We start from the raw sequence: 25657 nt of genomic DNA, 5'->3' as shown, positions 1-25657 counted from the left end.
ATGAGTAAAACACTAGAAATTGCTATTTTTCTTTCAATGAATGGGAAAACAAAAGAAGCTATAAATTTCTATAAAAAACATTTCAATGCAGAGGAATTATTGCTGGTTACATACCAAGATATGGCAAAGCGAGATAATACAATACAGATTACTGATGAAAATAAAAATTATATCTCTCACTCTATTTTATTAATTGGAAAAACTAAAGTAATGATTGCAGAAGATACAATGGATACTAATGAAAAATACAAAGTTGGTAATAACACATCATTATGCATTCAAAGTGCTGACTTAAACGAAATTGAACATTTTTATAATAGCTTAATTACAGATAACAGAGTTAGAATCATCGTTCCATTATCTAATAATGTGTTTAGTAAAGCATACGGAATTATTGAAGACCCTTTTGGTATTCAAATTCAACTAATGTTTGATAATAGATTGAAATGAAGAGGATCAGCATGCTACACATCTTCAATGTGAGATGCATGCTGAAACTTTATTTCCTATTCAAATGCAATAACATACTCTCACAAAGAAATCCAGGAAATTATTATTGTAAGGAGGAGTGTTTTTATGTAATATATTTCCAGGGAAATTTTAAGAAATTATATCCATGAGCAAAAGTTTATAAGCCCAAATGAGGTTCTAAATTCTATGAAGAATATGTTTAGAGATGTTCTTCAGGAGGCATTAGAAACGAAGATGGATTCAGAACTTGGAGCAGTAGAGCTTAATATACCTCGTGATAGAAATAGTGAATTTGAACCTAAAATGAATTAGTATTTAAATAATCATATTTAGTACACAAAAACTAGAAGGTCTATGTCATATAATGTTTCGTGTTCTCAACGCCTTTTAGCATATTCATGTGGTTAAAAGGCTTGTATAATAACCTTACTTCCTAAGATTTTGCGTATCAATGTAATTATGTGCTGTTAATATAGTAGTAACCATATTCATCGACCAATTGCGGTTTTTTTGAAAATATCCATTTTTCTCAAAATCTTCCACTAGTTTTAATCTGTCATATTCAACATACTGCCTTGATGTAGTAATGTTCCCTTCAAAAATATCTAATATAATATATTGTGCTCTTGGATCTCCATTAAACGGCATTCCTGCTGAACTAGGGCATATAAATCTTTTCCCATTTACTTCTTCATCCATGAACAAATGATAATGCCCAAAAATACAAACATCACTTTCCATACCACTGGCAATCTGGGCAAGTCCTTTCATACTAGGACTATTATTTTCTCTTTTTAAACTATCAACTACTGCAATTCTCATAAGATACGGCCCCCCTCCTTTTTGTTGATAAAGATTATTTACAAAACAACCTATAATTCTATGGGTTTTTTCAATCTACAGCTATGCTTGTTCAATAAGCAATTTAATATTTTCTTCTGTTGAAAGCAAGTCATTTTGTATACTATTGAACTTTTCTTTCAATGAACCTATTACACTGTCTACATTGTTTGCAACACGCTTTGCACTGTCTAATGATTCACAAATTCTTGATTGTACAACCCAATCAGATATAAGACCATCAAAAAAATAATCTGCAAATGTTTCGAAAGAACCAATATTTATTTCTATATTCATTATTAAATTTACATCGGATAATTCATTTTGGAATCGTATCAATGCAATTTTTGTATGATGTACATATTCCTTAGCTTCATCAATATGTGAGTGCTTAGCCGCAGTGGCAAGTAACCCTCCACCGAGTATATCCCATTTTCCCCAACCTTCAGCACTTCCAAGAGAATTTATTACACGTCCAAGTTCAATTTGTACAGCATCACCTGACGCAATTGCTTCCTTCAATTCTTTCTTCTGTGCTTCAAGGTCAGCTATGTTGTCTATAAGTTGAAGTATCTTTTGAGAATTACCATCATTTAGTTTCAGTATAAACTCTTCTTTGTGCTTCAATGCAGTTTCATATTCACACTCTACGCCAAGTAGACTGTTTAATGAGGATTTATAAGATACAAGTTCCCTCTCTAATGCTAAAACTGATTTGCAACACTCATCATACTTTAGCTTAGCAGAAAGCAATTCTTGCCTCTCCTTTTCAAGTTGTTGATGCTTACTCCCAAGTATTGAATAAAATATACTAGTAATACTTAAGGATTCAAGTTTTTTAACATCATTATCCTCATCTTTAAGAATATTTTCCAGCGCTAGCTTTCTATCTAATTCCTTTTGTAATGATTCTCTAGTCTGGTTAACCAAACTTTGAAATTTCTTTTTTCTCAATAGTTTTTCTTTGGCATTTATAAGTTCCCTGTTAAGTTCTTCAAACATGCTAAACTTCCTCTCGTCTTATGACTTTTTTGTACACAATATTCTAAAATTTTAACTTATATTCGTATGACTAAAAATAATTTTATAAACTTCAACTTATTTACTATATTCCCTTTTTAAAATTGAATATACTTGTAAATCAACGTAATCACCATGTTCAAATTCATATTCTCTTAGTAATCCTTCTAATTTAAATCCGCATTTTTCTAAAGTTTTCTTACATCCTGTATTCCTTGGATCAACCATTGCTTGTACCCTATTATAATTCTTGTTACAAAAACTAAATTTCAAAAGTTCAGAAATACAATCAGCCATTATTCCCTTGTTCCAATATTCCTTTTTTAGTTTAAAGCCAATTTCAATTTTATTATGCTGTCTATCTAAATCAAAAACGCCAATATCTCCAATATATTTATTCGTTTTTTTATCCGCTATTACCCACCTTACTCCGTTATTTCCTTTAAAAAGACTTAGAAACCAATTAATTTCTTCTTCCGCTTCTTTTATATTTATGTATGGCTCTATCCCATAATATTTCATAACGTCTTCATCATTTGTTACTCTTAATAATTCTTCTGCATCTTCTAGCGTCGCCTCTCTTAATCTAATAATATGATTTTCAAATATTTCCATGATTTTTTCTCCTCCTTAATATATTTCGTGTAATATACGCTAAATGGATTGTACTTAGTTATCTGATAAGCTGTTAATTACTTTCTACTAGTTCGTCTTATACAACCTTTAGATATTACTTTGGATTTGCATGTAGCCTTATATATATTAATAAGGTCACTTACAAGTAATCCATTAATGCTCATTCCTTCTATATTGCAATTGTTAATAGAAAGATTTTGTAGGTTTGAGTCAATAATTTTGCTATTAATTAATTCACATCTTTCTATAGTAAGTGGTACTTTTTCTGTCTGAAAACCTAAATTAGTATCGTGTATGTAAGCGTCAGACAATGATACATGGCAGATTTCTATTTTGTTCATATTAGAATCACCTAATATTGAACTGCTCATATTTACATTGCTAAATCGTGATTCTGATACATTAGCATTCTGAAATATTGCATTTCCCAAATCGAGATTAGAAAACCTTGAGTTACACATGTTAACGTCATGAATATCAACATTCTGCATATTACACCCACGAAAATTTTGATTGCTTAAATCTTCATTTGAATGAAATACATATAAATCATTAATTGCATCACCTATTATTTTGCGATAATATCTGTCTTCTTCATCCTCGCCTACTTTCACATAACCATTTTTTTCATAAAAGCAATGATTTCTAATACTTTTCTGAATTGTATCAAGCGTCCATATCTTTACCATAGGATACATTTCTTCCATAAGAGTAATAACTTTTGAACCTATACTCTTATTTTGAAATGTTGGGTCTATGTATAAACGGTCAACTCTTGCATGTTCTCTCCCGGTATAAGATATAAGTAAAACACCTGCAAGAACCTCATTATAGATTATTTTGTAATAGGTTTTATCTCGCATATGATATTTTTGCATATCAACAGAATTATAACCAGGTATAAAAGGCCTTTCACCATTATCATACCATCTATCAGTTTCATCTCTTTCAACATCAATCATCATATTTCTTATTTGCTTTGCATCAGCATCTAATGCAACTTCTAATCTTATTTTTTCATTCATACTTTTCCCCCTCAATTTTAAATTGATTTATAATATAATATTAATCCAGTATTATACTAGATGGCTTATTTCTTTAGTAATTCTTCATAAGTTAAACCTTTAGGCGAATTCACGGAATATTCAATTGCGGGAGTATATCCTTCCTGCTTCCACTCTTTTGCTGAATTAATGTAATTAATTGTCTCTAGGACTAATTTTCATTTTTTGACTTGCAAACATTGAAATAAAATTTAACCTTAATATTAACATTAACATTGCGTTGTTGTAATACTTCTCAGGTATAGACTTTCTCCACCTCCATTATGCGGTAATTCAATAAATTTCTTTTTCACTAAATACTCATTAGTAGAACCGAAAATTTGATGCCATAGTTCATTTGATATTTCCTTTATATCTAACATATGCCTTATTGATGTCAAATCAGATACATTAATCTCAAAATTTTCAAAAAATTCTCTCGCCACTGGATATAATTCCAAAAGTATGGTATCTGATATATCCTCAATAATTGTCTTTTCGCTTGAATAAAATAATGGCACATTTATTAATATAGATTTATTAACCTCATTTATATCAGCATAACCAAGTTCGTTTAGAATACTAACCAAACTTTTTTCCTTCACTGTCAGCTCATTGCACTTAGCATCTTTGCTAATTACATTAACTATTAGCTCTCCGCACTTTCTCGCAATTTCTTTATTCATGTCATCTATAATTGTGTTATATCCTATATTTAAGTCATGAAAAGGAGTTTCATTGTCAATACCCTTTTGTATAAGTCTAAAAAATCTGTACATGTCCTTACTTGAATCATTTGAATGTCCATACCAATTTAATCCATAGCTGCTATAACTATTACGAATGTATATTAACTTACTGCTTGGGAGATCTACTGTTTTGATATCCTCATAAGCTACTCTAATATAAGTTCTATCATCAGGCTGTAATTTTGATGTAGAAAAAATATTCCTTTTAGTAAAAAAAGCAAGGGCAGTGTGGTCAAAAATATCTTCACAAATTATATGATAAAGTATTCTTTCTTTGCTGTGATACTTTGAACATTCTAAATTTAATAAATTTTGGTTAATAACATTACTTAAAGATATTATTTTGTCCCCAATTACTTGACCTATATTACTTAAATACCCCTTCATTTTTATAGCATCTTCTTCTAAAAAAACAGGGAATTTTATTCTAAATGTATCATCCTTCACTTCTATTGCATTAATCAATTGAAGGTTATTAATTGTATCATCAAGTTTTTCCTCACTCATATTTAGAATTTTAATTATCTCATATTTAGATATTGAAAATGGTTCATTTGACGCAATTAAATGTAATATTTTAGGTGTATATTTTGTATTACAGTCATAGTCAGGATTATAATTTCCGTAATCACTATCCTCCCCAAAATAGAAAAAATTCAGTTTCTTGTTTATCATATTCATTATCCCCCGATATTACTATTGTTTGTTTATAACTTTTGAACACTCTATCTTAATATCTATTAAAGCTGCTTAGGTATTTCCACTAACATATTGTGTTGATGGCAACATTTTGTTATACGGAATTTAGACACTACGCTTTGAGTAAGAGCTACTCCCTCTATCCTTGAATATAATTCATACTATATAATAATTGCGGTGTAAAATAAGAATATTGAGTATTAAAAGGATTTTGCTTCTTTCAAGAGTTCATCACCATCTAATAAGCATTTATCATTCAAATTGCCAAATGAAATACTTAGAATTAACTTATCATCTACAATATATTCAGCAACAAATAATCCGCTCCCTATATCTTTAGTCATACCTAACTTCTTGATAATTTCTTCATATGCCATATTACTCTTTATTTCTTTCAGTGTTTTCGATGGTATATTTCTAATTTTATTATGTGAAGAAAGCAATTCATAATATGAGGATTCCGTTGATGGTTTTTTCGTAATTTCGGTAGTATTATCTTGATTCATAACTATACTTCCTTTAGATTTTATGTATGATGTAAAAACAACCAGGAAGCATAAAATGATACTAATAATAAATAGTGAGTGCCTATTTTTCATTATATTCCCCCTTGTCTTTAAAGTAACTAAAAACTATAGTTCTCTTATATATTTCTATGAATTAATTCGCCAGTAACAAACTAGAAGCGTATTTCTTCTAGCATCTAGTTTGTCAAAGTGCACAAATATTAAATCACCTACAGTAGCATTTATACCAGATTGTTCAAGTATTTTCCATTTCTTTAAACATAAAATCTTTTACGCTTTATGATAAAATTGTGTCTCAATAAAACCAAATCTAAAAACCCTTAATCAATTATTCTTTTTCTCTAAAATTTCAACTAAAGTTTCTAATTCCCACTGCCGAGAATCTTAGTGAAACTTCGCTTAGTTTCACAGGTGTAGCTTGGCTATATTTTCAAGTCAATCTTACAAAAGTATGCGCCAGTCTTGAACTCAAAATCTATAATATTATTAACACTATAGAACAAAGAAACGGCAGCAATAATTATTAGTACCATAGAAGCAATTAATATATTTTTTTACAATTAATTTCCAATAAAACTAAATCAAAAAAGTATTACAACTGCGCTAACTAAGACAGTTTAGTCAAGTGTGAAGTATCATTCAATATTCTTAATACTCTTTGATTAAACCTACCTTCTAATAACATAGAAATACTTCCTGGTGAAGCAGAAAAAACTGTATGATTTAACATTTCTGGTGTTAATTTTAGCCACCATGCTATTATGTATGATAAAGCACATCCATGTGTAACAATAATTAAATTCTTTCGATTCAAACTATAAATATCTTCCATACATTTGCTAACTCTTAGAAAAAACTGTCTCCAAGTCTCTCCACCTAAAAATGGTTCGTGGTCTATATTAAAACCTTCTTCTGGCATAGGAATTTCATTTTCTTTTACCCAATCCTTTGTTTTCCATGCTGCAATGCCATTATTAATTTCTCTTAGTCCAAACTCTTCTATTACTCCTAAGTTTAAATAATTATCAATGATATCAGCCGTTTGTTTTGCTCTTAATAAATCTGATGAATACAAGGTATATTCTTCCGTACTTATTTCATTTTTCAATTTTGTACCAAGCAAATTAGCTTGTTTTTGTCCTAAATCAGTAAGCGGGGTGTCTGTCCACCCTCCTGTCAAGTTAGTGATATGATGTTCTGATTGACAATGTTGAATTAGTATAATTTTTCTCATCTTTTATCTCCCTTGTATAGATTAAATATTAAGTAATGTAGCCATGGGTCGTTTCCAAGGAAAACTATGTTTCTCATCTGTACCGTCCCACTTTCCTACAATAATAACCTCGTTGTTGTATTTAAAGCCTATATGGCTTAAACAAGTTCTTGCTACTAAATCTTTGTATCACTAAAAACAAAGTTCACTAAATGCGTAAGTTAGTGCATGGAACCTACCAATAGTCAAATAACAAAAATCATTCTCATTTAGGTAATCATAACAACTACACACTTTGCATCGTAGTATAATCGTAATTTTTAGTAAGCAGCATTTTTCATAAGTTCCAATAAATTTCGGGTTATATTTATTTTTAAATCACCATATTTTCCATCTGAATATTCATATTGACTACCATATCTTTGTTCCTTTGGATAAAAATAAGACGGTCTGCATTTATTCTCATCAGGTTCCCAATTATAACGAGCTTCAATATGTGTATGCAAATAGTGGTCTAAATTCATCAAGATAGAATAATTAATTCTTAATGGATTACATGTTTTCATAATAGCATCTCCTATTAATGTCATATCGATTAAATATTGACTCCTTTCAACTAGAGATAACTCATTGAGTGAACTTGCTTTTGGATATCCAAGAAGAACACAATATCCAGGCAGAAATTGATTATCTCCTATAACTGCAAATCCACTTTTCATTTTTACCATTACTGTAGGATTTTCACCTCTTTCTGCAGAACCAATCCTATCATTTTTCCAACTATCCATATATATCCTCCATGCGTTATTTATAAACAATCTTTACTTCCCAATTAATTACCACGTACTGTATTTTATGTTGCTACATATAGATTTACTAATAATACATCCAAAAGATTTACTTGCTTAGAATCCGATATTGAGCCATCTTCACAAATACAAAATTTTCTCGTAAAGTTTCTTCGTCATCTCGATATGAAAATGATATTATTTCATTATTAGCGTCTCTACTGAAAGTCGTGCAATAATAAGGAATATAATTATTAGGTGCACTTATAAAAGTATCTCTGATCGCTGGTGTATAATATAAATCCAACGCATTATTATGGCGATTCTCATTACTTATAAATAATTTATGGTTATCAACCATAACATTATATGAGACGCCAAGGTTTTCACAATAATAGCTTCCCTCGTATACCTTTAACTCAGAATTATCGATTTTTTCTCCACAGAAAGGATAAAACGTTCTGTCAATTTTTCCGCTGTGTAACTGAATACCCTCTGATATATGTTTATTATTTTCTACTACTGTATATGTTTTGCTTTTATCCACTGATTTAAAAACACCATCACCATAATAAAAAATTTTAGTACTATTTCCTAAATAATCGTCTACATAGTAAGTATCCTTCTTTTTTCTTATGTTCCATATGCAACTACTGATTGGATCCATATATTTTCCTGATAAGTCCAAATCAAATTCCGCTTGATTGATATTTGTTTCAGCTGACTCATTCTCGTCCTCACTGGCTTTTTCATCCTCATAACCAATTAATAATTTTAGAATACCATGCGTTAATCCGCCATCCTCATTACAAACATCAATATCATGAAAGAAACCCGTATGATTTCCAAAAACAATCACAGATAATTTCTTTTCTGGCAATAGTGCATAATATGCACTATAACCGCCCGCACATCCTCCATGCTGTATTAACTTATTACCATAAAATTTGCCAAGGAACAGGCCACAACCATATCCGCATTCTTCCCCATCATTTAACAATCCAGATGTTATCAATACTTCTATAAATTCTTTTGAGGATTTTCCTAGAATATTATTATGAAAATTTTTATCCCATAAATAAAAATCGCGTACAGTTGTCCATAACTGACCAGCACCAGCAACTTCTACATTCTCTTCATTAATGGAAATTGTGTCATGCATTGAACAATAACGCTCATAACTGTCATTAAAATGCACATAATCATAATTTGAATATCCAGCTGCTCTATTTTTAATGATTTTTGTACGATCATCTCTGATAAAAGTATTATTCATACCTAATGGTTTAAATATATGCTCTTCTGCATATTGGAAGCAAGTTAGATATCGTAATTTTATTACCACAATCCTTAAGCTGAGGAAAGATACTCCTGATATCTTGATCTAATGATAATTTCCCTTCTTCTATCAGCAAAGCGATACAAGTTGCTGTAAATTGTTTTGCAATAGAACAAACATGAAATACGGTATTCCCATCAATTGGGATGTCATAGTCTAAGTTAGCCACACCATACCCTTTGCAAAATATCAATTCACCATTCTCAACAACTCCAATAGCAATCCCTGGATAGTCCTTCCTATCATACTTTTTACACATTTCATCAATTTTAGTTAATATATTAAATGTTGCCATTATATTTTTCACCCCTGATCAATTTCTTCACATAACTTAAAGCTTCATTAATATCTTTAAAATATTTATGATTAAATTGTTTTTTTTCTTTATAATAATTTACAATTTTAACCCAACTAATGATAATTATAGCATATTACCTCATAAAACACATGTATTTTTTGTTATACATGAAAAATACTTACATTTTAAGCTCCGTATTATTGGTACTTTCATTTTCAATAGTTAATTCGCATTTTGCTTATTCTTCAACAAACTTCCTACACACTTGTTCTATTTCCTTTTATAAAAAATATCCTAGCTATCCATATATTTTTGAATTAAAAAGACACCCTCTCCGGTGCCCTTAATTTTATTATTTTATTTTTTAGTTGTGTCGCCATAACAACTAAAAACGCCACAAACTTTTATTGTTTGTGACGTTTTATATGAAAAGTGTGCCACAGCTCTTTAATAACAAACTATATTATCTTAACTTTTATTTATCTTAATTTTTGCGTTTATAAATCAAAGATATTGGACCATCTTCGAAACCTAAAATTCTATAGAAGTCCTCATTTCTGATACTTCCCCTTAACATGTAGGTAACTTGTTTGCTACTATCTACTATCTTATTTATTAAAACCTTACCAATACCTTTTCTCCTGTATTTCGAATCAACTACTACATTATTTATTTGTCCATTAAATACATAATCAGTTGTACACCTGGCAAATCCAACCATTATTTCTTCATCCCATGCGGTAACTACTATTTGAGAATTTTCTACCATGGCTTTTAATCTATTAATATCCTCAGTTTTATCATTCCATCCCACCTCATTAAATAAAGTTTTTAACTTTTCATAATCAGCTTTTTTATCTGCATGATACATAATCATAGTATAACTTCCCTCCCTCGCTTAATTTTAAAAAACATGGCTTTTCCTTTATATTGAATAGCTAAAAATCACTAACCGCGTAAGAAAATTTCTCATAGATTGGGGATTGTTATCTGCTCCAGAGGTCTACAAGAGGGTAAATCTCCTTCTGAAGTCGTTAATTTCAGCTCCCCAGGAGGTGATTTAATCCGTATAAAATAAATGTCATGAAGTCAAAAGGTTATAACTTGAATTGATTTCCTTTATCATTAAATTTGCAAAATCAATTAATAATTCAGGGTTATAATTATTAATTGATTTTGCATTTTTATAGGATAATAAAGCTTCTTTTATAATTTCAGCATATTGGATAGGAACATTAGAATATGCCCACTCTCCACCCTCTTTTTTAGAACATATTGCTCCTTCTTTAAGATAATATAAAACTCTACAAAGGTTAAGGATAATATATATAGGTGAATCGAGTATTTCTTCTTTTGCATTTACAACATCATTTATGATTGATTCTAAGTAATATCTTGGCGGAACAGGCTCAAATATATCATATATTGGTTTTCCAAAAACACAAATACCTCTTGAAATAGTAATTGTAATGTGCGCAGCCAAATCGAGATCTTCTCCATTTTCACACATGTAACTATAATCATGTTGATATTTTTCTTTATGAGCATTTGAAAAATGCAAAATAAATGTGTGGGATTCTTGAAGCGGAGAAAGTATTTAATAAATATTGCAGTTCACTTAAAATATCGTGTTGCCGACATTCCCCTACCTAGTGCGACTGCACTTGGGTGGGGGAATATACCTTGGAGATGGGTTAATCGGCAACCTATATATAGATTATAAGTCATAAATTTACACATAGCTATATAAAAATAGTCCACCAGCAAAGGCGGACGTAAACATTTTGTTGTAGGTCGTTTTAGTAACTATACTTAGAGAAAGACATAATCCAGTAATCCGCGCTTATGATTCATACTACATAATAATTGTGGTGGAATATATGAAAAATATAAATATGCATACTTATGTACTGCTAAGTTTAAACTATATTAATATTTTTCTTCTCCTGAAATTATAAAATCAGCCCTATCTTGTGGTTTTTGTTCATGAAGATATTTATCCTCTTCATTCATCCACTGTTCCCAAAATTCAAGAGCATTTGACCCATCTCTTTCTAATCCTCTCTTTAAACGGATTTTTCTATTACATTCTACAAATATCTTAATGTCATATTTACTAAATAATTCATTACTTAGAGAGTAGACACCTTCAACTATAATTAGTCTATTAGGTTGGACTGTATGCCATTCTGATAACTTATCTAATACCCAATCATACTTTTGATATTTTGATTCCTTTCCACTAATAATCATATTAATAACCTGTTGATTTAATCTTTTGATATCATAATCCGCTGCTACTTCTTTATCACATATTCTACACTGTACCCTTTTATTAGACGGTTTATAGAAATCATCCATGTGTATTATTTGGGCACCAACATACTTTGAACCAATATACTCTGCTAAAGTACTCTTTCCTGCTCCACCACAACCATCAATGGCAATTGTACAAAAAGCTTTTAACAAATTAATTTTTTCAATTTTATTTAAAATTTTATTCATTCTCTTACCCATCAACTCCTTAGTGAATAATATACGAAATTTATGAACTAAATGTATTTTCTCTTATATTAGGCAATAAACTGTAAATTGACTTTCTAATCTTTTCTTCAAAATATTGTTTAATTTCAAAGGTCGATTCCCATCTTCGTATTGTATATTCGTATTGTATATTCGTTAATTCCACATCTTAATGCTAATTCTCATAACCCACATTTCTTATAAATTTCAGTAATACAAGGACTTTTAGTTTCTATATAACTATCGATATCTGTTGGATACTTTATTGCTGCTTGTAATTTAATTACACTATATTTTTCCCTATCTTCCTTGTGTGTTCTCAAATAATTTCGAAAAGCAATGTGCCTTTTTAACTCCTCTGAATCTCGTGGGCAAACGTATAAATGATGAGTCATAAACTCATGCTTTTCACTATATCCAAAAGCTTCTCTATTTTTTATTCCTAAATCTCCTTCATGATAATAGCCTGAATTTTTCAGACGAGATTTAACATCTTCAAATGTATCATAGCTTTCAATAATAACATCTATATCTATAATTGGTTTAGCGGATAACCCTTCTATCGAAGTGCTTCCTACATGTTCAATTGCAAGAACACTGTTTTCAAGTGCTTTTTCTAAATACAATTTTATTTTTTGAAATTCATTATTCCATCTAGAATCATATGGAACAACAATAACTCTTTTTGTTTTCATTTGGTTACCTCCAATATAAAGCTAATATAAATATTCTTTACTTTGTAAAAGTTCACAACAATGTCTCAATAAAATCAAATTTAAAAACTTTTAAGCTGTCACTCTGTTTATCTAAAATTATGCATAACGTTACTATTTCCCAACGCTGAGAAGCTTAGCGAGACTTCGCTTATATCGCAGTCGTAGCTTGGCTATCTTTTCAAGCCAAGCTGAATGGGGATTTTTTGTTATCTGATGAGATATGTTCTTCGCTTATTTTAATTGATATCTGTTACCCTTCAACTTCTTATTCAATAATATAAAAAAAATACATATGAATACAATCAAATGTTGTTTATATTTTTGTAATCAATGTGTTTTTAACCAAGAACTTACCATCAAATAGAATTGGTATTCCCTCTCCACTCCATATTGAACCTTCGACCACTTTCATAGCTTGAATATGAAGATGAGGAAATTCAGTAAGACCGGAATTACCTACATTAGCTATATGTTGACCTTCATTTACAAAATCCCCAACTTTTACTTTTATACTATCCCTTTGAATATGTCCAATTACAATATTTATTCCTTTACTCTGAATAACGATGTTGTTACCCACATTGTATGGATGGTTGCCTGAAAAAGGCTCCTCAGTATCTCTATTGTCTACTACTTCAATAATTGTTCCATTACAAGGGCTATATATAGCTTCTTTATATATAGCATATTTTTCTATTTGTTTTGGCAATATATTTTTCGCAAAACTTCCAATAGAATTAAGTTTCACAATATCTGTGGCATATTGCATTGACTTATTAACATTATTTTTTGTATGCGAAGAACCGGCAAAATGATAGTTAATCAAACTACATTTTTTGCTATTGCCACCTTCAAATACATAATATCTTCCACTTTTAAAAGGAAACGCAAGACTTATTGCAGTCCCATTGTAAGATACTGCAGTTATTGACTTTATTATAAAATGTATCATGATACCTGTAACCAACAAGTAAATAAAAATAAAAAATCCATTATTATATACAAACTTTGTAACATTTTCTTCGTATATAAACGGTAGTGTTGCCATATCTGAAATTGATAAAACAGAAACTATAACATATAAAATTCCAAATAAATACCTTAAATAGTAACAAATAAAGCCCCAATAACCTATAATAAAGATTAGTAGCATATATAAACCACAAATTACTATCTTCATTAACCATATTAATTTACTGCTATCTTTTCCAATTAGAATCCATCCTAAAAAAAATAAAGGTATTACTATTATACTCATAAAAAAGAAAGCTAAAGCTGTTATACGATTTACTTTCATATTCTACATCCTTTCAAAGTTTAAATATATATATTTTTTACCATGGTCTTAAGGTGAGTTCTATGTTAATACGCAAAACCTTACTAGAATAAATGCGTACTATCACTTTTTTATTAGCGGAACTAAAATATCCGGTGCGTAGTCTTTTCTATATTTCTAACGCTAAATGAATTTTATTCATTTTTGCATCTTTTAATTCTGGCTTAGCTTTACAATACCATTTATATGCTAGTTCTAATCCCTGGTATAAATCAATTTGTGGCATATATAATCCATCTGCTTCAGCTTTTTTTGTATCTAACAAATATGTAACATTCCTAAAAGGAAAATATTCTCTTGCACTTATATTTATTTTTCTATTATCCACTTTCTTTATATTTACTTTTCTATTCACTACCTTCATAGTTGTTTCAACTAACTGTTGCCAAGTTACTAACTCGGGATGAGTTACATTATATGCTTGTCCTACTGTTTTATCTTTATGTATAGCACTTTCAAATATTTTAACTAAATCGCTTATATATACAAATTGTGTCTCTTGATTTCCATTTGGTATAGGAACATCTAACCCCTTGGTTACCCTATCAAACAAATAGGTTTCTCTATATAAATTATTATCTTGTCCATATATGTAAGTTGGTCTAAATATAGTTATAGGAAATTTTCCATCTTTCCATAGTCCTAATAAATAGTCTTCAGCTTTCTTTTTATCTAATCCATAGCTTCCCCAATTTGCATTTTCACCTCGTGTAAATTCTTCTGTAACCATCTCATCTGAAGGTATATACACTGACCCAGAACTGCAAAATACATATCTTTCATTTCATATGCTGAGGTGTCAAAAATATAGTCATATCTTTCATTTGAAATATTTACTTTTAAATCTTCAATTGATTTTCTATCACCTTTTAAATGTTTTCTAATTCCATCATATTTAAGAGGCTTAATCCCTCTTGTAAATATATCCACGATATATCCTTTTGATATCAAATATTTTGTCAATGAACTGCTTACAAATTCAGTTCCACCCATGACTAAAAATTTCATACTTTATTCTCCTCTTTAATAAAAAATTACTCTTAACATTGCTTTTGACAACGTTCATGAACCTTAGCAAGACGCGCTTAGTGAAAAAATGTGCCTTGCTGGCAGTAGAATGATAACATATATATAGATTGCATTAGAATAATATTCCGATATAGTGATAAATGTTATTCTGTACTACACAATAGTTAAATACCATACTATGCATTTAAATCAGATTTCAGTATGGAATACAATGCTAAGTCATAAAAACATCCATTCTTATTGATTTTTACCTGCCTCATAATGCCCTCAAACTTCATTCCAGCCTTTTGCATCACCCTACCTGACGCTGGATTTAGAGTGTTATGTTTAGCTTCTATTCTGTTTATACCAATCTCTTTAATCATATAGATGATAACAGCTTTTAAAGCTTCCACCGTAATCCCTTTTCCCCAGAATAACCTGCCTATATTGTATGCAACATCACATGAGTAGTATTTATCCTTCAAACTCATTAGAGAAATTTGACCAATTATTTCACCAATTTCTTTTAATTCAATTGCCCAATTGTAGCAATTATCATATGCATAAGTATTAATCCAGTCTTTAACAACTTGCTCTGTTTCACTCAATTCGCTATGAGGATCCTTGCTAAAAAATTTAAAAACTTCACTATCAGTTGCCCAATTCTTATACATATATTCCGCATCACTCAGTTTAAATCTACGCAATATAAGCCTTTCAGTTTCTATTTGCTGTGTACCCTTATGCGTTAACATTTTTATTACTCCTTTTTATAAATACCTCTTATTTCGCCTTAATTATAAATGATAATGCCGTTGCAGTTGGTGTAAATAGATGTAATATTCAAACATATGTGTCTATACATAGATATAAATTTTTCTAAGTCTTAATCCTCCTTTTAACCATTAATTCCGTTTATCTCAATAAATTAAAGTATATACTATAAACCTAATTTTACATCTGAATTTTCAAAGTAGATTTTGTTGTCAAAAATAAGTCCTATTCCTATCAATCTTCCATCAATATCTTCAATAACAAATTCATAAGAACCATAATCTGTTCTTCTTGGTTCTTCTACCATTTTAACCCCTTTTGAAAAAAATTCCTGATAAATCATGTTTACTCCGTCAATTGTATCGTGGTCTATGTAAACGTCATAGCCTACGCCATATATTTTTGCATTTGACTCCACTTTTCCAAATTTTGATTGTACAATCACTAATTCAATCGAATCCCTGTATATAGTTGCAAAGTTGTCAATTTTATCATAATGTTCTGCATACTTAAATCCAAGTTTTTCAACATAGAAGTTTACTGTCTTTATAATATCTTCCGAAATTAATACTGGACATATATTTGCTAATTTTACATTTTTCATAAAAATAATCCCTTTTATATTTATATCTTAAGAATACAAATTGGAACTTTAGTCACATCATAAAATTACAGGCTGCTATATAAATATTATGCTCATTATCTCACAGTAATTTTTCATATAGTCTAAACCAGTTCAACCCGTAGTTTCCAAGTCCCAAGTCAACTGTAGCAATATATTTAAAACCACATTTTTCATACAGCCTAATGGCAGGGATATTATATTCGTAAACATCCAACCTGATTGATTTAGCTTGGGACTTAATGCTGTGTTCAATAGAAAAGTCCATTAATGCTTTGCCTACACCACATTTCAAAAATTTTGGATGCACTACAAATGTATATACAACAAAAATATCTGCATAGTCAAAATCAAATCCCCATTTAGCTTTATAATATGCAGCTTCAGGTTCATGGCTTAAAATAACAGAACCAACAATTTTTCCATTATGTTTTGATACATAGAGATTGCCATGTTTAACTCCATCAATTGCATTTTGCCGAACAGGGTATATACCCTTTTTCCACCCAGGATAGTTTACTCCTTTTGCCAAGTGGTCATTTAAATCGTTATAAAGCTGTTCTAATTCATCAATATCTTTTGCTTTTCCTAATTCAAAAATGATATCCATATGTGTATCCCTCCAATTAATAATAATCGTAATAACCTACAACTGTGTCTTAAAAGATCATTCCAAAATCCCGTTTCTTGATACCGTTTTTTCAACATCAGTTCACTTGCCTAATATTCTACCCTTGTGATTCAAAATTACTAGTATTTGATCATTTTCTGTAGAACCTACAGTATATTTAATAAATCTAATAATTTAGTAATCCTATAATCTTCTTTATAAGGAATCGATCTTGGTAATATACATTCATCTGTAGCAATCCAAGCACAATCCATTCCTATCTGCTTAGAGCATAATACATCAAATGGTTGATCTCCTACATAAAGACAGTTTTTTGCTTCCAAAGCAAGTTCATCAAGGACAATTTGCATTATACGTATGGTTGGCTTTGCTACACCAACAATATCTGAAATAACTATAGATTCAAAGTGTGGAGCAAGACCGCATGTCCTTAAATAATCCATTAACCAAGAATAATGATTTGATACAATAGCTAGACGATATTTGCTTTTCAGCACGGTTAAAACATTAATGACGTCAGGAATTATTGTCATTTCTTGTTTTGGCATATGTATCTTACTTAAGTCTATCAAATACTTTTTATTACAGATATTTTTGTTAGTAACACATAATAGTGCAGCTTTATCTAACATGGCATTTAATTCTTCATCAGACATATGTGGCTCTCCGCATTGCTCTTTTCGAGTTTGTTCTCCTATAGACCAATTTACTACTCTTGAAATTTCCTTTGCTTTTTCTTCAGGAACTTCGAAACCAAGCCCTCGTAACCTATCTCCAAAAATCCGAGCATAATTTGGACTATACTCAACAAGTGTATCACTAACATCAAATATTATGGCTTCATATTTCATACATAATTACATCCCTTCCTTTAGATTAAGAACATAGTATTTTTAAATTCCACGTGCAATGCAACACTCAAAGCCTATTAACCAAAATAATCCCCTACATAAATATTCGCGAGTTATATATAAACTTTCTTCAGTGTTTTAGATCATGTTCCTTGTTGCCGACGTTTCTGAACATTATCCCGACGGACTTAGTGAAGGAATGTGCCTTGGCGATTGATCATCAGTTGCCCTATATATAGATTATAAGTCATAAATTTACACATTGCTATATAAAAATAGTCCACTAGCCAAAGCGGACGGCAACATTTTGTTATACTTGAATATGTTTCATACTACATAATTATTGTGGTGCAATATATGAAAATTGTAAATTAATAACATTAGATATTATCCATTTTTTTTAATTCATTAACCGTATTATTCCACAACATAAAAGATTGATTAATACCTTCTGAAAAACTACCTAACTTAACAACTTCTAATAAATTTTCGCTACATCCTTCGGGTTTAATATCAAAATTTTTAATAAAATCAAGTGTTCTTTTTCGGCTTGGGAAATAGGTTCTATTAATAGCAAACAGCGCTTGAAGGAAATGGTCAATTGCAATATCCATTGCAAAATGATAAAAAAATACATCCTTTCTGATTACAGCACGTTCTAAGTCTTCTGTATCTTCGAGTTCATCCAAATGATATTGTATAAGTATTTTTGCCAATTTATCAGGATACTCGGATAATCTTTTTTTCAATGCATATAAAAAATCATTTTTATCGTATAAAACATTGATATTTTTTAACATGGCACATCGACCTATAGGATAATAATAATTATCCAATTTGTCTGGATATTCACCATTGAGTATAGATTCTACATCAATTAAAGTTTCACTTACTGTAAAATACATTAACCAAGTTTCAATACCATTTATAAGTATAAAATCTCCTATTCCCCAATGTCCTTCTTTAAAGACATTGATTTTACATTCTTGTATCTGCTCTCCTAATTGATTTATCATGGCTTGCCGCTTCTCAAATTCAGGTATCATATCACAATATATAAAAACATCAATATCACTCTCTCCTGCCTTGGGAAGCTCAATTTTACTACCACTTATGCCAATTGATTGCACATCCCTCATTGTCGAAATACTATTCATTAATGTATCTACGATTTTCTCTGTATCATGAACCATGTTATCTCCCCCTTTTAGAAATTTGAAATTTGAAATTTGATTTGCGATAAATTACAACTGCGTCTTAATAAAACCATGTCCAATAACTTTTGAACAATCAATTTTTAAATCTAAATTACGTATAACATTCCTTGTTGCCGACGTTTCTGAACCTTAGCTCGACGCGCTTGGTGAACCAATGTGACTTGGCGTTGGTTTATCATTTTCTTGGGTTAAACCATACTTGAGTATATGACGATACCTTATAAAATCACTCTCTAGCCAAGGCGGACGGCAACAATTTATTATACGTAGTTTTAGCTACCATACTTTAAGCAAAATCTACTCCAGTTATCATTAATCAATTATTTAATAATATTTTTTAAAACACTTAATAAGTTCTCACTACTTTCTATCATAGGAAAATGGCATGAATTTGATACTATTTCAATATCAATATGCTTCTGAATAATTGGATTTATACCCAATTTACTTATTACTATTTCTTTATTATTAATGCCTCTATCACCATATATGAAATGAATATTGCTGTTCGCCTTATTAATCATCCAAGTTAAATCTAAATTTTGAAGTTGATTTCTTAAAATTGGTGAATAGTATTTAGATTCTTGATTTAGCATATTTGTAACGTTTTCTTTTATAGTACCATTTGTATCTTCCATTAATAAGTTCTGAAAAAATTTGCCAGGACTTGTTATATAAGACTCAATTAATACAATATGTTTTAAATTTAAACTTTTTAAAGTAGAAAGATGTAACGCTATTAAACCTCCCATACTATGTCCAACTATAAAATCATAATATTCATCTTCAATAATAAAATTATCTTTTACCCATGTTGAAAAATCAGAGATATTATTAAAATAATTAGTTGAATTTGTTGGCCATTCTATAAACTTTATGTTATTTTCATCATCGCGGAAACTTTTCTCGATATTTTCCCATATCCACGGTTTACATCCATACCCACATAAAAATAAACCTTTCATATCATTTTTCCTCCTTACTTATGATTATTTGAGCTATCTGGATTTTTAACTATCATCTCAAAGATATTATCAATCAAATTCTCAAGATGACTACCTAAAACAATTTTGATACCCATAGATATTGGAAGTATCAAAACATTCGATTTATAATAAGTGTGTGATCTGTCGTTAATAATCAAACATATTATTAGACAAGCCCATAAGTCAAGTTTGCGATCAAAATATATATTTATGACATAGAAATTACGTATTGTAGTAAATTGTACAATTTACTACAATTATGTAACAATTAAAACAGACCTAAAAATTTATAATCTATCACTCTCTTACTCCAAAATTTTGTATAACACCTCGTATCTCCGACGTCCCTTAATTGTGGCTGCAGAGCCATTCATCGAAGCGGTGCTTGCACCCAGTGAAGAGGTGTGCGTAGCGAATGTGATACATTGTTATGTGATGTTGTGCACGGAAAATGCCAATAACCATAATTTTTTCTCATACTCTCTCAATACAATATATTAATTTATTGTATGTGACTTCAATGCCTTGTCTTAAAGCTTTTTGATTCTTCTCAGTTTTTATCTTTACCATATTACATTTTTCCATTACTTTGAATGATGCAACATTCTTCTCAGTACAAGTAGCAATAATCCTATGAATACCAAGGTGCTGAAATGCATAATTAATCACTGCATTTACAGCCTCACTCATATATCCATTATTCCAATATTTCTTGTTGGAAATCCATCCAACCACAGCTACTGCTTCGCTAACCTCCAATGTGATATTTCCAATTACCTTTGAATCATCTTTAAGTTGCATTACAAATTCATACCACGTTGTCTTATCAGAATTTATTGAGGCAACACATTTATCAATGAATTCTTTTATTTGCTGTTTTGTTTTAGGCCAATAGATCATATACTGTCCTGTTTCTTCATCACATCCATATTCACATATATCATCATAATCACTCTTTTCTATAAGTCGAATAATTAATGTTTCTGTTATCATTATTTTTTCACTTCCAATGTTATAAATAATTTGTGTGTCGAGGACTAGTGCGCAATGTCAGATAACGTTTCTTGTTTCCAACTCCATAGATTAAATTCAATGAAGTATTTATTGATAAATCAGGCAATGTTGCTTGGGACAGAGATACTTCTATTGATTCAAATACTTTTTTGAATAATCGAATTGATATCTGTAAAGATTCAATTTATCTTGACTCGAAACCTATTTTATTAAATATTTAACCAAGGTGCAATACAAGTTTTAATCATGTAAAACTCTTGACTTTATTGAATTTCTTTAGAAATACCATTAATTCTTTCATAAATCTGATTTACTATAACATCTACGGATAACGAGCCATCTATTATAAAATCAGAATTTGGTTTTATTGAATTCAACGCTTCTAAATAAGCTAATCTTCCACATGATAAATAAATATCTAAGTCTTTTCGTATATTGTCAGAAGAAATTCCTTTAAACTCTCTAAGTATACGCCTAGCCATTGCAATATCGAGTGGTGTATCAATAAATATTGTGAAATCTATATATTCACGCATTTTGTTATGTTTATAAGCAAATGGATAATCAAGTAATATGCAGTCTAATGATAAAACGGGATTAGAAAGTAAAGAACATAAGTCATTAATTAAAGGTGTCAATTTCCATTCATTATAATCTGCACCTCTCTCAACCCAATCACATATGTCATCGGGACCATCAAATTCATAATCATCAAAGAATAACGCTTTAGAGTTATACAATTTTTTATTCAACTGAGTTGTAATAGTGGTTTTTCCACCACCTGAAACTGCTGCAATCGCAATTACTAACGTCTTTTTGCTGTCCATTGTAATCCTCCAATTCTAATAATTTTCTTAATAATAAAGGATCCCTTAAAATTCTATTAGACTTGGTCTAAAATTTAAAAAGCCCTGGCGAACCAGAGCAAAAAATTCTATAAACGTATGAATGCCAATAAAAATTTAAATATATTAAAATATAAGCCCATAAGTCCTATACCAGCAATACTACCAGTAATAAATCTTCTGAAATTCGTAGACTCCTTAATGTTTAAAAATTGAATTAACCAATCACAGAACATAATAACTATAAATAAAAAACAAATATATAATTTTAAAACTGTATTCGTTAAAAAGAATGGTATTGCAATAATTTGGCCAAGGTAGACACCTGTACACCTTACGCATACTGGAAATTGCATATCAAAAAAGCGAAAACTTCTTTTGGGCATCTGGTGACATCCACCTGCAGCCCCTAGCTTATAAAAAAATAGCCATGTCCTTTTAATATAATTTGGGTAATCAATGAATTTCATTAATCCATTACATTGCCACAATTAGCACAAACTCTTTTTATTTTACTTTTTCCCATACCGCAAAGTCCACATAATAAGCCTACCCAACCAAAGATTATGAATCCACAACATCCTTTTCCTGCCCCAAAACCCTTTGATTCAGATACTACTTGAATATTTTCACTACCACAATTAGGACACGCCATGACAAGTTCCTCCTTAAAATTACGTTTTATATAAAACTATTCTACATATTGTAAAAAAATCCTTCATAATTCTCCAAAAGCTTTAAAATAGTATTAAAGAATATTGTTCATATTTTAGATTTTACGGGTTAGTTCTATAAATAAATTGTGTCTTAATAAAAACAAACTCATGAACTTTCAATAAATCGCTCTTTTTAACTAAAATTACGTATAACATTTCTTGTTGCCGACGTTCTTGAGCCCAAGCGCGACTGCGCTTGGCGAAAGAATGTGTTTTAGCAGTCTTTTCATGCCAAAACGAACGGGAGTATTTTGTTATAGGAAGTAGATTGACCCTCTTCACGAAATTTTTTATATCGAAGCAATTATTTATGTATTATAGTAGCTCCACAAGTTTCTTCATAGAATTCTATTGGACCAGCTTCATCAATAATGGCATATTTATATCCATCATTATTCATGTCATTTAAGCAACTATGTAAAATTGTGTATCCTACATTTTTCTTCCTATATGCCATCTTTATTCCCAGTGGTCCAAACAAACCTTTTTTGACTATGTCATATGCCCCAAACCCAATTACCTCATCCTCTTCAATTGCAATATAAATGGGGATTATTTCTTTACAAAATCCACTTTTTATGTTACATAGCCATTTATTATTAAATTCTTTTTCTATAAAACTGAACAATTCGTCTGTATCTGAAAGAGTTGCTCTCTTTCCTCATAACTGAAAAAATCTCTAACCTCATTATCCGAAACAAATATCGCCTTAATGATATGTCCTTCATTCAAATATATCTGCCCATACAAATTCATAATCGTTTCTGCCTCTTTTAAAACTTGAATTGTTTTATTGGAAACTTTGCTATTAAAATAGTGATGAATATATTCTTTACCATCAAATTGTAACTGATTTGAGATTTTCATTAATGAATTTATATCTATAGGCAACTTAAGATTTAATTCACCCAATACGCCTGTTTTCACTTGTAGCGCGGCAATAAATAGATGGATGGGATATAAAATTGCTCTATTATCATTATTAATTAAATTTTCTGCTAATGAAAAAATTCTCTGTAGTCTTTTGGTTAGTTTAATCTGTTCCATATTATCCCCTTTCTTAAAATACAATTGAAAAATACTTCATTAACTAAACCAACATAACTCTTTGGTTTCGCTTATAAAATAACGCCATTATGGATTAATTTTTGTAGCTGTACTAATTTTTATTGCTCTAAAGAATAAAAATTGAGGTCTCTTAGTTAGCTCTTATCTTAGGCTGGCAAATGTGCGCAGCGAAGGGGAGTATTTTGTTATGAGATGTTTTAGGCCTTGCACTTTCTATCAAGCGATCATAACTCCAGCACCTTCTGTCAGCAACCGAACAGCTCAAACCGCGGCTTGCTGCTTCAACTACAACGACTTTTTCACTCAACTTTAAATCCATCTTAAGCAACACCTCATCCATATTACAGTTTTGGTAAAGTTTTTATAACTTGTGAATTGGGGAGCATAAGGCAATTGAAACCTCAATTCCCTTGGAAACAGCGGCAATCGCGAATACTGCAACTGGACTGATTGAATTCGAAACTAAACTACCTACCATCATGCCAAGTGGCATAGCCAGGCGGGTAAACACACGAGAGAAACCAAGCACTCTTCCTAACATATTCGAAGGGACAGTTTCCTGCCGTATCGATGTCGAAAGCGTGTTCCATGCCACATTGCAGATTGTAACGATACCAAAGGCGATTCCTGGACCTAGCCAAAATCGTGTAACTAATGCATATAGAAAACCACATGTGCCTACAATTAAAAGTATAGGTATAAGTACTCCCCGTCGAAAATAGCGTTCCAAAGGAACTATAATAATACTTCCCACTAAACCACCAAGTCCAAGAAACGCGTAGTTGTAGCTAATTTGGGCCGCATTTAGATGGAGTGTGGAGAGGAGATAGAACATCAAAACTCCATAGGCTGCACTGTACCCAAAGTTGCCAATCATGGCCTGTAGGGAGAGACTAAAATTCAACTTGTCATGAATTAAAAAATGCAGTCCCTCCCCCATTCCATGAAAAATCTCGTTTAATCGCGTTTTTGCAACCGGTTTTACCAAGGTCTTTATTCTCCATATAGCCCATAATGTCCCTGCGAAAGATACGACATCAAACCATAACGTACGGTAGCCTCCGAGAGTGGTTATCATAATACCGGCAAGAATAGGACCAATTAAATCACCGGCTTGATTGACTAATTGATACGATGCATTTGCCTTAGTAAGGTTTTTATTGCCTACTATATTGGGGATAACAGCTACAACCGACACGTCAAAAAGTAATGACAACCCTGCCAAAAGAAATGATACAACATAGAGTTGCCAAAGTTGCAAGATGCCCAGCATTTGCATGAATGGAACGAAAGCGACTAGAATCGCTCGTGTTACATCAGCGAAGATCATCAGTCGTCGACGATCCCAGTGATCAACAAACATGCCAATTATTGGACCAAATAACACAATGGGAATACACTGACTGCATACATTGAGCCCATAACAATAACTGAATGTGTTAGTTCATATGAAATCCACGGTATGGCAAAGGTGTAAAGTGCGTCACCTAATCTCGAAACTAGCTGTCCAATTAGGAAAATAAGAAATTCAAGGGGCAACTGTTTCGAGATAGAATTTCCCAATCGTTGTGGAAGCAGTCTTAGAACTGAACTATGTTCATTCTTCGATTCTTTAAAATATTTATTATACACTTAATCACCTCTTATTAATTACTGTATGCTCTCGAAAACTCTTAATCCATTGATATCTCTAAACTTATTTTTGTATAAAAGTCAACTTCACC

At 30.7% G+C, this 25657-nt stretch carries 32 protein-coding genes; 2 read left to right on the top strand and 30 right to left on the bottom strand.

Annotated features, from left to right (window positions below; translation table 11 throughout):
* On the top strand, positions 1–450 hold the full coding sequence (locus tag G9F70_RS12965) for a VOC family protein (protein ID WP_164947302.1): 450 nt from the start codon (positions 1–3) through the stop codon (positions 448–450).
* A gap of 207 nt (positions 451–657) precedes the next feature.
* Complete coding sequence (locus G9F70_RS27015) at positions 658–783, top strand: hypothetical protein (protein WP_258881132.1); 126 nt, start codon at positions 658–660, stop codon at positions 781–783.
* 114 nt (positions 784–897) lie between these two features.
* Here G9F70_RS27015 and G9F70_RS12960 read toward each other — a convergent pair whose 3' ends face one another.
* The 30 genes from G9F70_RS12960 to G9F70_RS12815 form a co-directional block, all read right to left on the bottom strand.
* Entirely contained in the window at positions 898–1293 is a 396-nt protein-coding gene (locus G9F70_RS12960; protein WP_164947301.1) for a metallophosphoesterase family protein, read from the bottom strand.
* A gap of 81 nt (positions 1294–1374) precedes the next feature.
* A complete protein-coding gene (locus G9F70_RS12955; RefSeq protein WP_164947300.1) occupies positions 1375–2313 on the bottom strand; it encodes a hypothetical protein in 939 nt (312 codons plus the stop codon).
* Between the two features lie 96 nt (positions 2314–2409).
* A complete protein-coding gene (locus tag G9F70_RS12950; protein WP_164947299.1) occupies positions 2410–2946 on the bottom strand; it encodes a GNAT family N-acetyltransferase in 537 nt (178 codons plus the stop codon).
* A 77-nt stretch (positions 2947–3023) separates the two neighbouring features.
* Complete coding sequence (locus G9F70_RS12945) at positions 3024–3992, bottom strand: GNAT family N-acetyltransferase (RefSeq protein WP_164947298.1); 969 nt, start codon at positions 3990–3992, stop codon at positions 3024–3026.
* Positions 3993–4240: 248 nt separating this feature from the next.
* Positions 4241–5434 carry a hypothetical protein gene (locus G9F70_RS12940; protein ID WP_164947297.1) on the bottom strand — a complete coding sequence of 398 codons (1194 nt, stop codon included), beginning with the start codon at positions 5432–5434 and terminating at the stop codon, positions 4241–4243.
* 224 nt (positions 5435–5658) lie between these two features.
* Positions 5659–6057 carry a hypothetical protein gene (locus G9F70_RS12935; RefSeq protein ID WP_164947296.1) on the bottom strand — a complete coding sequence of 133 codons (399 nt, stop codon included), beginning with the start codon at positions 6055–6057 and terminating at the stop codon, positions 5659–5661.
* Positions 6058–6592: 535 nt separating this feature from the next.
* Positions 6593–7219, bottom strand: coding sequence for a histidine phosphatase family protein (locus G9F70_RS12930; RefSeq protein WP_164947295.1), 627 nt, complete (start codon positions 7217–7219; stop codon positions 6593–6595).
* Positions 7220–7518: 299 nt separating this feature from the next.
* A complete protein-coding gene (locus tag G9F70_RS12925; RefSeq protein ID WP_164947294.1) occupies positions 7519–7986 on the bottom strand; it encodes an HIT family protein in 468 nt (155 codons plus the stop codon).
* Positions 7987–8095: 109 nt separating this feature from the next.
* Entirely contained in the window at positions 8096–9262 is a 1167-nt protein-coding gene (locus tag G9F70_RS12920) for a serine hydrolase (RefSeq protein WP_263484317.1), read from the bottom strand.
* A 10-nt stretch (positions 9263–9272) separates the two neighbouring features.
* Complete coding sequence (locus G9F70_RS12915; protein WP_164947292.1) at positions 9273–9620, bottom strand: serine hydrolase domain-containing protein; 348 nt, start codon at positions 9618–9620, stop codon at positions 9273–9275.
* A 487-nt stretch (positions 9621–10107) separates the two neighbouring features.
* The gene (locus G9F70_RS12910; protein WP_164947291.1) at positions 10108–10500 is read right to left on the bottom strand and encodes a GNAT family N-acetyltransferase; all 393 of its coding nucleotides are present in this window, start codon (positions 10498–10500) and stop codon (positions 10108–10110) included.
* Between the two features lie 204 nt (positions 10501–10704).
* Positions 10705–11133: a DUF4111 domain-containing protein gene (locus G9F70_RS12905; protein ID WP_164947290.1), complete on the bottom strand. Its 429-nt coding sequence runs from the start codon at positions 11131–11133 to the stop codon at positions 10705–10707.
* Between the two features lie 419 nt (positions 11134–11552).
* Positions 11553–12128, bottom strand: a complete 576-nt coding sequence (locus tag G9F70_RS12900; RefSeq protein WP_164947289.1) for a uridine kinase — start codon at positions 12126–12128, stop codon at positions 11553–11555.
* A gap of 200 nt (positions 12129–12328) precedes the next feature.
* Positions 12329–12841: a GrpB family protein gene (locus G9F70_RS12895; protein ID WP_164947288.1), complete on the bottom strand. Its 513-nt coding sequence runs from the start codon at positions 12839–12841 to the stop codon at positions 12329–12331.
* 334 nt (positions 12842–13175) lie between these two features.
* On the bottom strand, positions 13176–14159 hold the full coding sequence (locus G9F70_RS12890) for a M23 family metallopeptidase (RefSeq protein ID WP_164947287.1): 984 nt from the start codon (positions 14157–14159) through the stop codon (positions 13176–13178).
* A gap of 148 nt (positions 14160–14307) precedes the next feature.
* Positions 14308–14949: an NAD-dependent epimerase/dehydratase family protein gene (locus G9F70_RS12885; protein WP_224617556.1), complete on the bottom strand. Its 642-nt coding sequence runs from the start codon at positions 14947–14949 to the stop codon at positions 14308–14310.
* On the bottom strand, positions 14871–15206 hold the full coding sequence (locus tag G9F70_RS12880; RefSeq protein WP_224617555.1) for a hypothetical protein: 336 nt from the start codon (positions 15204–15206) through the stop codon (positions 14871–14873). The genes G9F70_RS12885 and G9F70_RS12880 overlap by 79 nt, the downstream gene beginning before the upstream one ends.
* 197 nt (positions 15207–15403) lie before the next feature.
* Complete coding sequence (locus G9F70_RS12875) at positions 15404–15964, bottom strand: GNAT family N-acetyltransferase (protein ID WP_164947286.1); 561 nt, start codon at positions 15962–15964, stop codon at positions 15404–15406.
* A gap of 185 nt (positions 15965–16149) precedes the next feature.
* Positions 16150–16587, bottom strand: a complete 438-nt coding sequence (locus G9F70_RS12870) for a VOC family protein (protein WP_164947285.1) — start codon at positions 16585–16587, stop codon at positions 16150–16152.
* A gap of 100 nt (positions 16588–16687) precedes the next feature.
* Entirely contained in the window at positions 16688–17215 is a 528-nt protein-coding gene (locus tag G9F70_RS12865) for a GNAT family N-acetyltransferase (protein ID WP_164947284.1), read from the bottom strand.
* A 167-nt stretch (positions 17216–17382) separates the two neighbouring features.
* A complete protein-coding gene (locus tag G9F70_RS12860) occupies positions 17383–18087 on the bottom strand; it encodes an HAD family hydrolase (protein ID WP_164947283.1) in 705 nt (234 codons plus the stop codon).
* A gap of 380 nt (positions 18088–18467) precedes the next feature.
* A complete protein-coding gene (locus G9F70_RS12855) occupies positions 18468–19280 on the bottom strand; it encodes a DUF4037 domain-containing protein (RefSeq protein WP_164947282.1) in 813 nt (270 codons plus the stop codon).
* A gap of 344 nt (positions 19281–19624) precedes the next feature.
* Positions 19625–20269 (bottom strand): alpha/beta hydrolase, encoded by a 645-nt coding sequence (locus G9F70_RS12850; RefSeq protein ID WP_164947281.1) that lies wholly within the window; start codon positions 20267–20269, stop codon positions 19625–19627.
* Between the two features lie 495 nt (positions 20270–20764).
* The gene (locus G9F70_RS12845; protein ID WP_224617554.1) at positions 20765–21283 is read right to left on the bottom strand and encodes a GNAT family N-acetyltransferase; all 519 of its coding nucleotides are present in this window, start codon (positions 21281–21283) and stop codon (positions 20765–20767) included.
* 284 nt (positions 21284–21567) lie between these two features.
* Entirely contained in the window at positions 21568–22131 is a 564-nt protein-coding gene (locus tag G9F70_RS12840) for a hypothetical protein (RefSeq protein WP_164947280.1), read from the bottom strand.
* Between the two features lie 107 nt (positions 22132–22238).
* The gene (locus tag G9F70_RS12835) at positions 22239–22535 is read right to left on the bottom strand and encodes a DUF2085 domain-containing protein (RefSeq protein ID WP_224617553.1); all 297 of its coding nucleotides are present in this window, start codon (positions 22533–22535) and stop codon (positions 22239–22241) included.
* Between the two features lie 83 nt (positions 22536–22618).
* Positions 22619–22804 carry an LITAF-like zinc ribbon domain-containing protein gene (locus G9F70_RS12830; RefSeq protein WP_125000892.1) on the bottom strand — a complete coding sequence of 62 codons (186 nt, stop codon included), beginning with the start codon at positions 22802–22804 and terminating at the stop codon, positions 22619–22621.
* A 365-nt stretch (positions 22805–23169) separates the two neighbouring features.
* Positions 23170–23493, bottom strand: a complete 324-nt coding sequence (locus G9F70_RS12825) for a GNAT family N-acetyltransferase (RefSeq protein WP_164947279.1) — start codon at positions 23491–23493, stop codon at positions 23170–23172.
* Positions 23478–23912, bottom strand: coding sequence for a hypothetical protein (locus G9F70_RS12820; protein ID WP_164947278.1), 435 nt, complete (start codon positions 23910–23912; stop codon positions 23478–23480). The genes G9F70_RS12825 and G9F70_RS12820 overlap by 16 nt, the downstream gene beginning before the upstream one ends.
* Positions 23913–24294: 382 nt before the next feature.
* Complete coding sequence (locus G9F70_RS12815; RefSeq protein WP_318011016.1) at positions 24295–25329, bottom strand: MFS transporter; 1035 nt, start codon at positions 25327–25329, stop codon at positions 24295–24297.
* Between the last annotated feature and the right edge of the window lie 328 nt (positions 25330–25657).

It is taken from the genome of Clostridium sp. FP1 (assembly GCF_011065975.2).
Taxonomy (GTDB): Bacteria; Bacillota; Clostridia; order Clostridiales; family Clostridiaceae; genus Clostridium_AD; species Clostridium_AD tagluense.
Note: the sequence above shows the minus strand (reverse complement) of the source record. Positions and strands in the feature narration are given on the sequence as shown.

What these genes read in the sequence shown, in the direction of transcription:
- G9F70_RS12960 (WP_164947301.1), bottom strand. Translation starts at nt 1,293, where the DNA reads ATGAGAATTGCAGTAGTTGATAGTTTAAAAAGAGAAAATAATAGTCCT.
- G9F70_RS12935 (WP_164947296.1), bottom strand. Translation starts at nt 6,057, where the DNA reads ATGAAAAATAGGCACTCACTATTTATTATTAGTATCATTTTATGCTTC.
- G9F70_RS12955 (WP_164947300.1), bottom strand. Translation starts at nt 2,313, where the DNA reads ATGTTTGAAGAACTTAACAGGGAACTTATAAATGCCAAAGAAAAACTA.
- G9F70_RS12840 (WP_164947280.1), bottom strand. Translation starts at nt 22,131, where the DNA reads ATGGACAGCAAAAAGACGTTAGTAATTGCGATTGCAGCAGTTTCAGGT.
- G9F70_RS12870 (WP_164947285.1), bottom strand. Translation starts at nt 16,587, where the DNA reads ATGAAAAATGTAAAATTAGCAAATATATGTCCAGTATTAATTTCGGAA.
- G9F70_RS12940 (WP_164947297.1), bottom strand. Translation starts at nt 5,434, where the DNA reads ATGATAAACAAGAAACTGAATTTTTTCTATTTTGGGGAGGATAGTGAT.
- G9F70_RS12875 (WP_164947286.1), bottom strand. Translation starts at nt 15,964, where the DNA reads ATGTTAACGCATAAGGGTACACAGCAAATAGAAACTGAAAGGCTTATA.
- G9F70_RS12850 (WP_164947281.1), bottom strand. Translation starts at nt 20,269, where the DNA reads ATGAAAGGTTTATTTTTATGTGGGTATGGATGTAAACCGTGGATATGG.
- G9F70_RS12910 (WP_164947291.1), bottom strand. Translation starts at nt 10,500, where the DNA reads ATGATTATGTATCATGCAGATAAAAAAGCTGATTATGAAAAGTTAAAA.
- G9F70_RS12915 (WP_164947292.1), bottom strand. Translation starts at nt 9,620, where the DNA reads ATGGCAACATTTAATATATTAACTAAAATTGATGAAATGTGTAAAAAG.
- G9F70_RS12950 (WP_164947299.1), bottom strand. Translation starts at nt 2,946, where the DNA reads ATGGAAATATTTGAAAATCATATTATTAGATTAAGAGAGGCGACGCTA.
- G9F70_RS12895 (WP_164947288.1), bottom strand. Translation starts at nt 12,841, where the DNA reads ATGAAAACAAAAAGAGTTATTGTTGTTCCATATGATTCTAGATGGAAT.
- G9F70_RS12820 (WP_164947278.1), bottom strand. Translation starts at nt 23,912, where the DNA reads ATGGAACAGATTAAACTAACCAAAAGACTACAGAGAATTTTTTCATTA.
- G9F70_RS12835 (WP_224617553.1), bottom strand. Translation starts at nt 22,535, where the DNA reads ATGCCCAAAAGAAGTTTTCGCTTTTTTGATATGCAATTTCCAGTATGC.
- G9F70_RS12860 (WP_164947283.1), bottom strand. Translation starts at nt 18,087, where the DNA reads ATGAAATATGAAGCCATAATATTTGATGTTAGTGATACACTTGTTGAG.
- G9F70_RS12845 (WP_224617554.1), bottom strand. Translation starts at nt 21,283, where the DNA reads ATGATAACAGAAACATTAATTATTCGACTTATAGAAAAGAGTGATTAT.
- G9F70_RS12965 (WP_164947302.1), top strand. Translation starts at nt 1, where the DNA reads ATGAGTAAAACACTAGAAATTGCTATTTTTCTTTCAATGAATGGGAAA.
- G9F70_RS12880 (WP_224617555.1), bottom strand. Translation starts at nt 15,206, where the DNA reads ATGAAATTTTTAGTCATGGGTGGAACTGAATTTGTAAGCAGTTCATTG.
- G9F70_RS27015 (WP_258881132.1), top strand. Translation starts at nt 658, where the DNA reads ATGAAGAATATGTTTAGAGATGTTCTTCAGGAGGCATTAGAAACGAAG.
- G9F70_RS12945 (WP_164947298.1), bottom strand. Translation starts at nt 3,992, where the DNA reads ATGAATGAAAAAATAAGATTAGAAGTTGCATTAGATGCTGATGCAAAG.
- G9F70_RS12855 (WP_164947282.1), bottom strand. Translation starts at nt 19,280, where the DNA reads ATGGTTCATGATACAGAGAAAATCGTAGATACATTAATGAATAGTATT.
- G9F70_RS12920 (WP_263484317.1), bottom strand. Translation starts at nt 9,262, where the DNA reads ATGAATAATACTTTTATCAGAGATGATCGTACAAAAATCATTAAAAAT.
- G9F70_RS12830 (WP_125000892.1), bottom strand. Translation starts at nt 22,804, where the DNA reads ATGGCGTGTCCTAATTGTGGTAGTGAAAATATTCAAGTAGTATCTGAA.
- G9F70_RS12930 (WP_164947295.1), bottom strand. Translation starts at nt 7,219, where the DNA reads ATGAGAAAAATTATACTAATTCAACATTGTCAATCAGAACATCATATC.
- G9F70_RS12865 (WP_164947284.1), bottom strand. Translation starts at nt 17,215, where the DNA reads ATGGATATCATTTTTGAATTAGGAAAAGCAAAAGATATTGATGAATTA.
- G9F70_RS12900 (WP_164947289.1), bottom strand. Translation starts at nt 12,128, where the DNA reads ATGAATAAAATTTTAAATAAAATTGAAAAAATTAATTTGTTAAAAGCT.
- G9F70_RS12890 (WP_164947287.1), bottom strand. Translation starts at nt 14,159, where the DNA reads ATGAAAGTAAATCGTATAACAGCTTTAGCTTTCTTTTTTATGAGTATA.
- G9F70_RS12925 (WP_164947294.1), bottom strand. Translation starts at nt 7,986, where the DNA reads ATGGATAGTTGGAAAAATGATAGGATTGGTTCTGCAGAAAGAGGTGAA.
- G9F70_RS12905 (WP_164947290.1), bottom strand. Translation starts at nt 11,133, where the DNA reads ATGTGTGAAAATGGAGAAGATCTCGATTTGGCTGCGCACATTACAATT.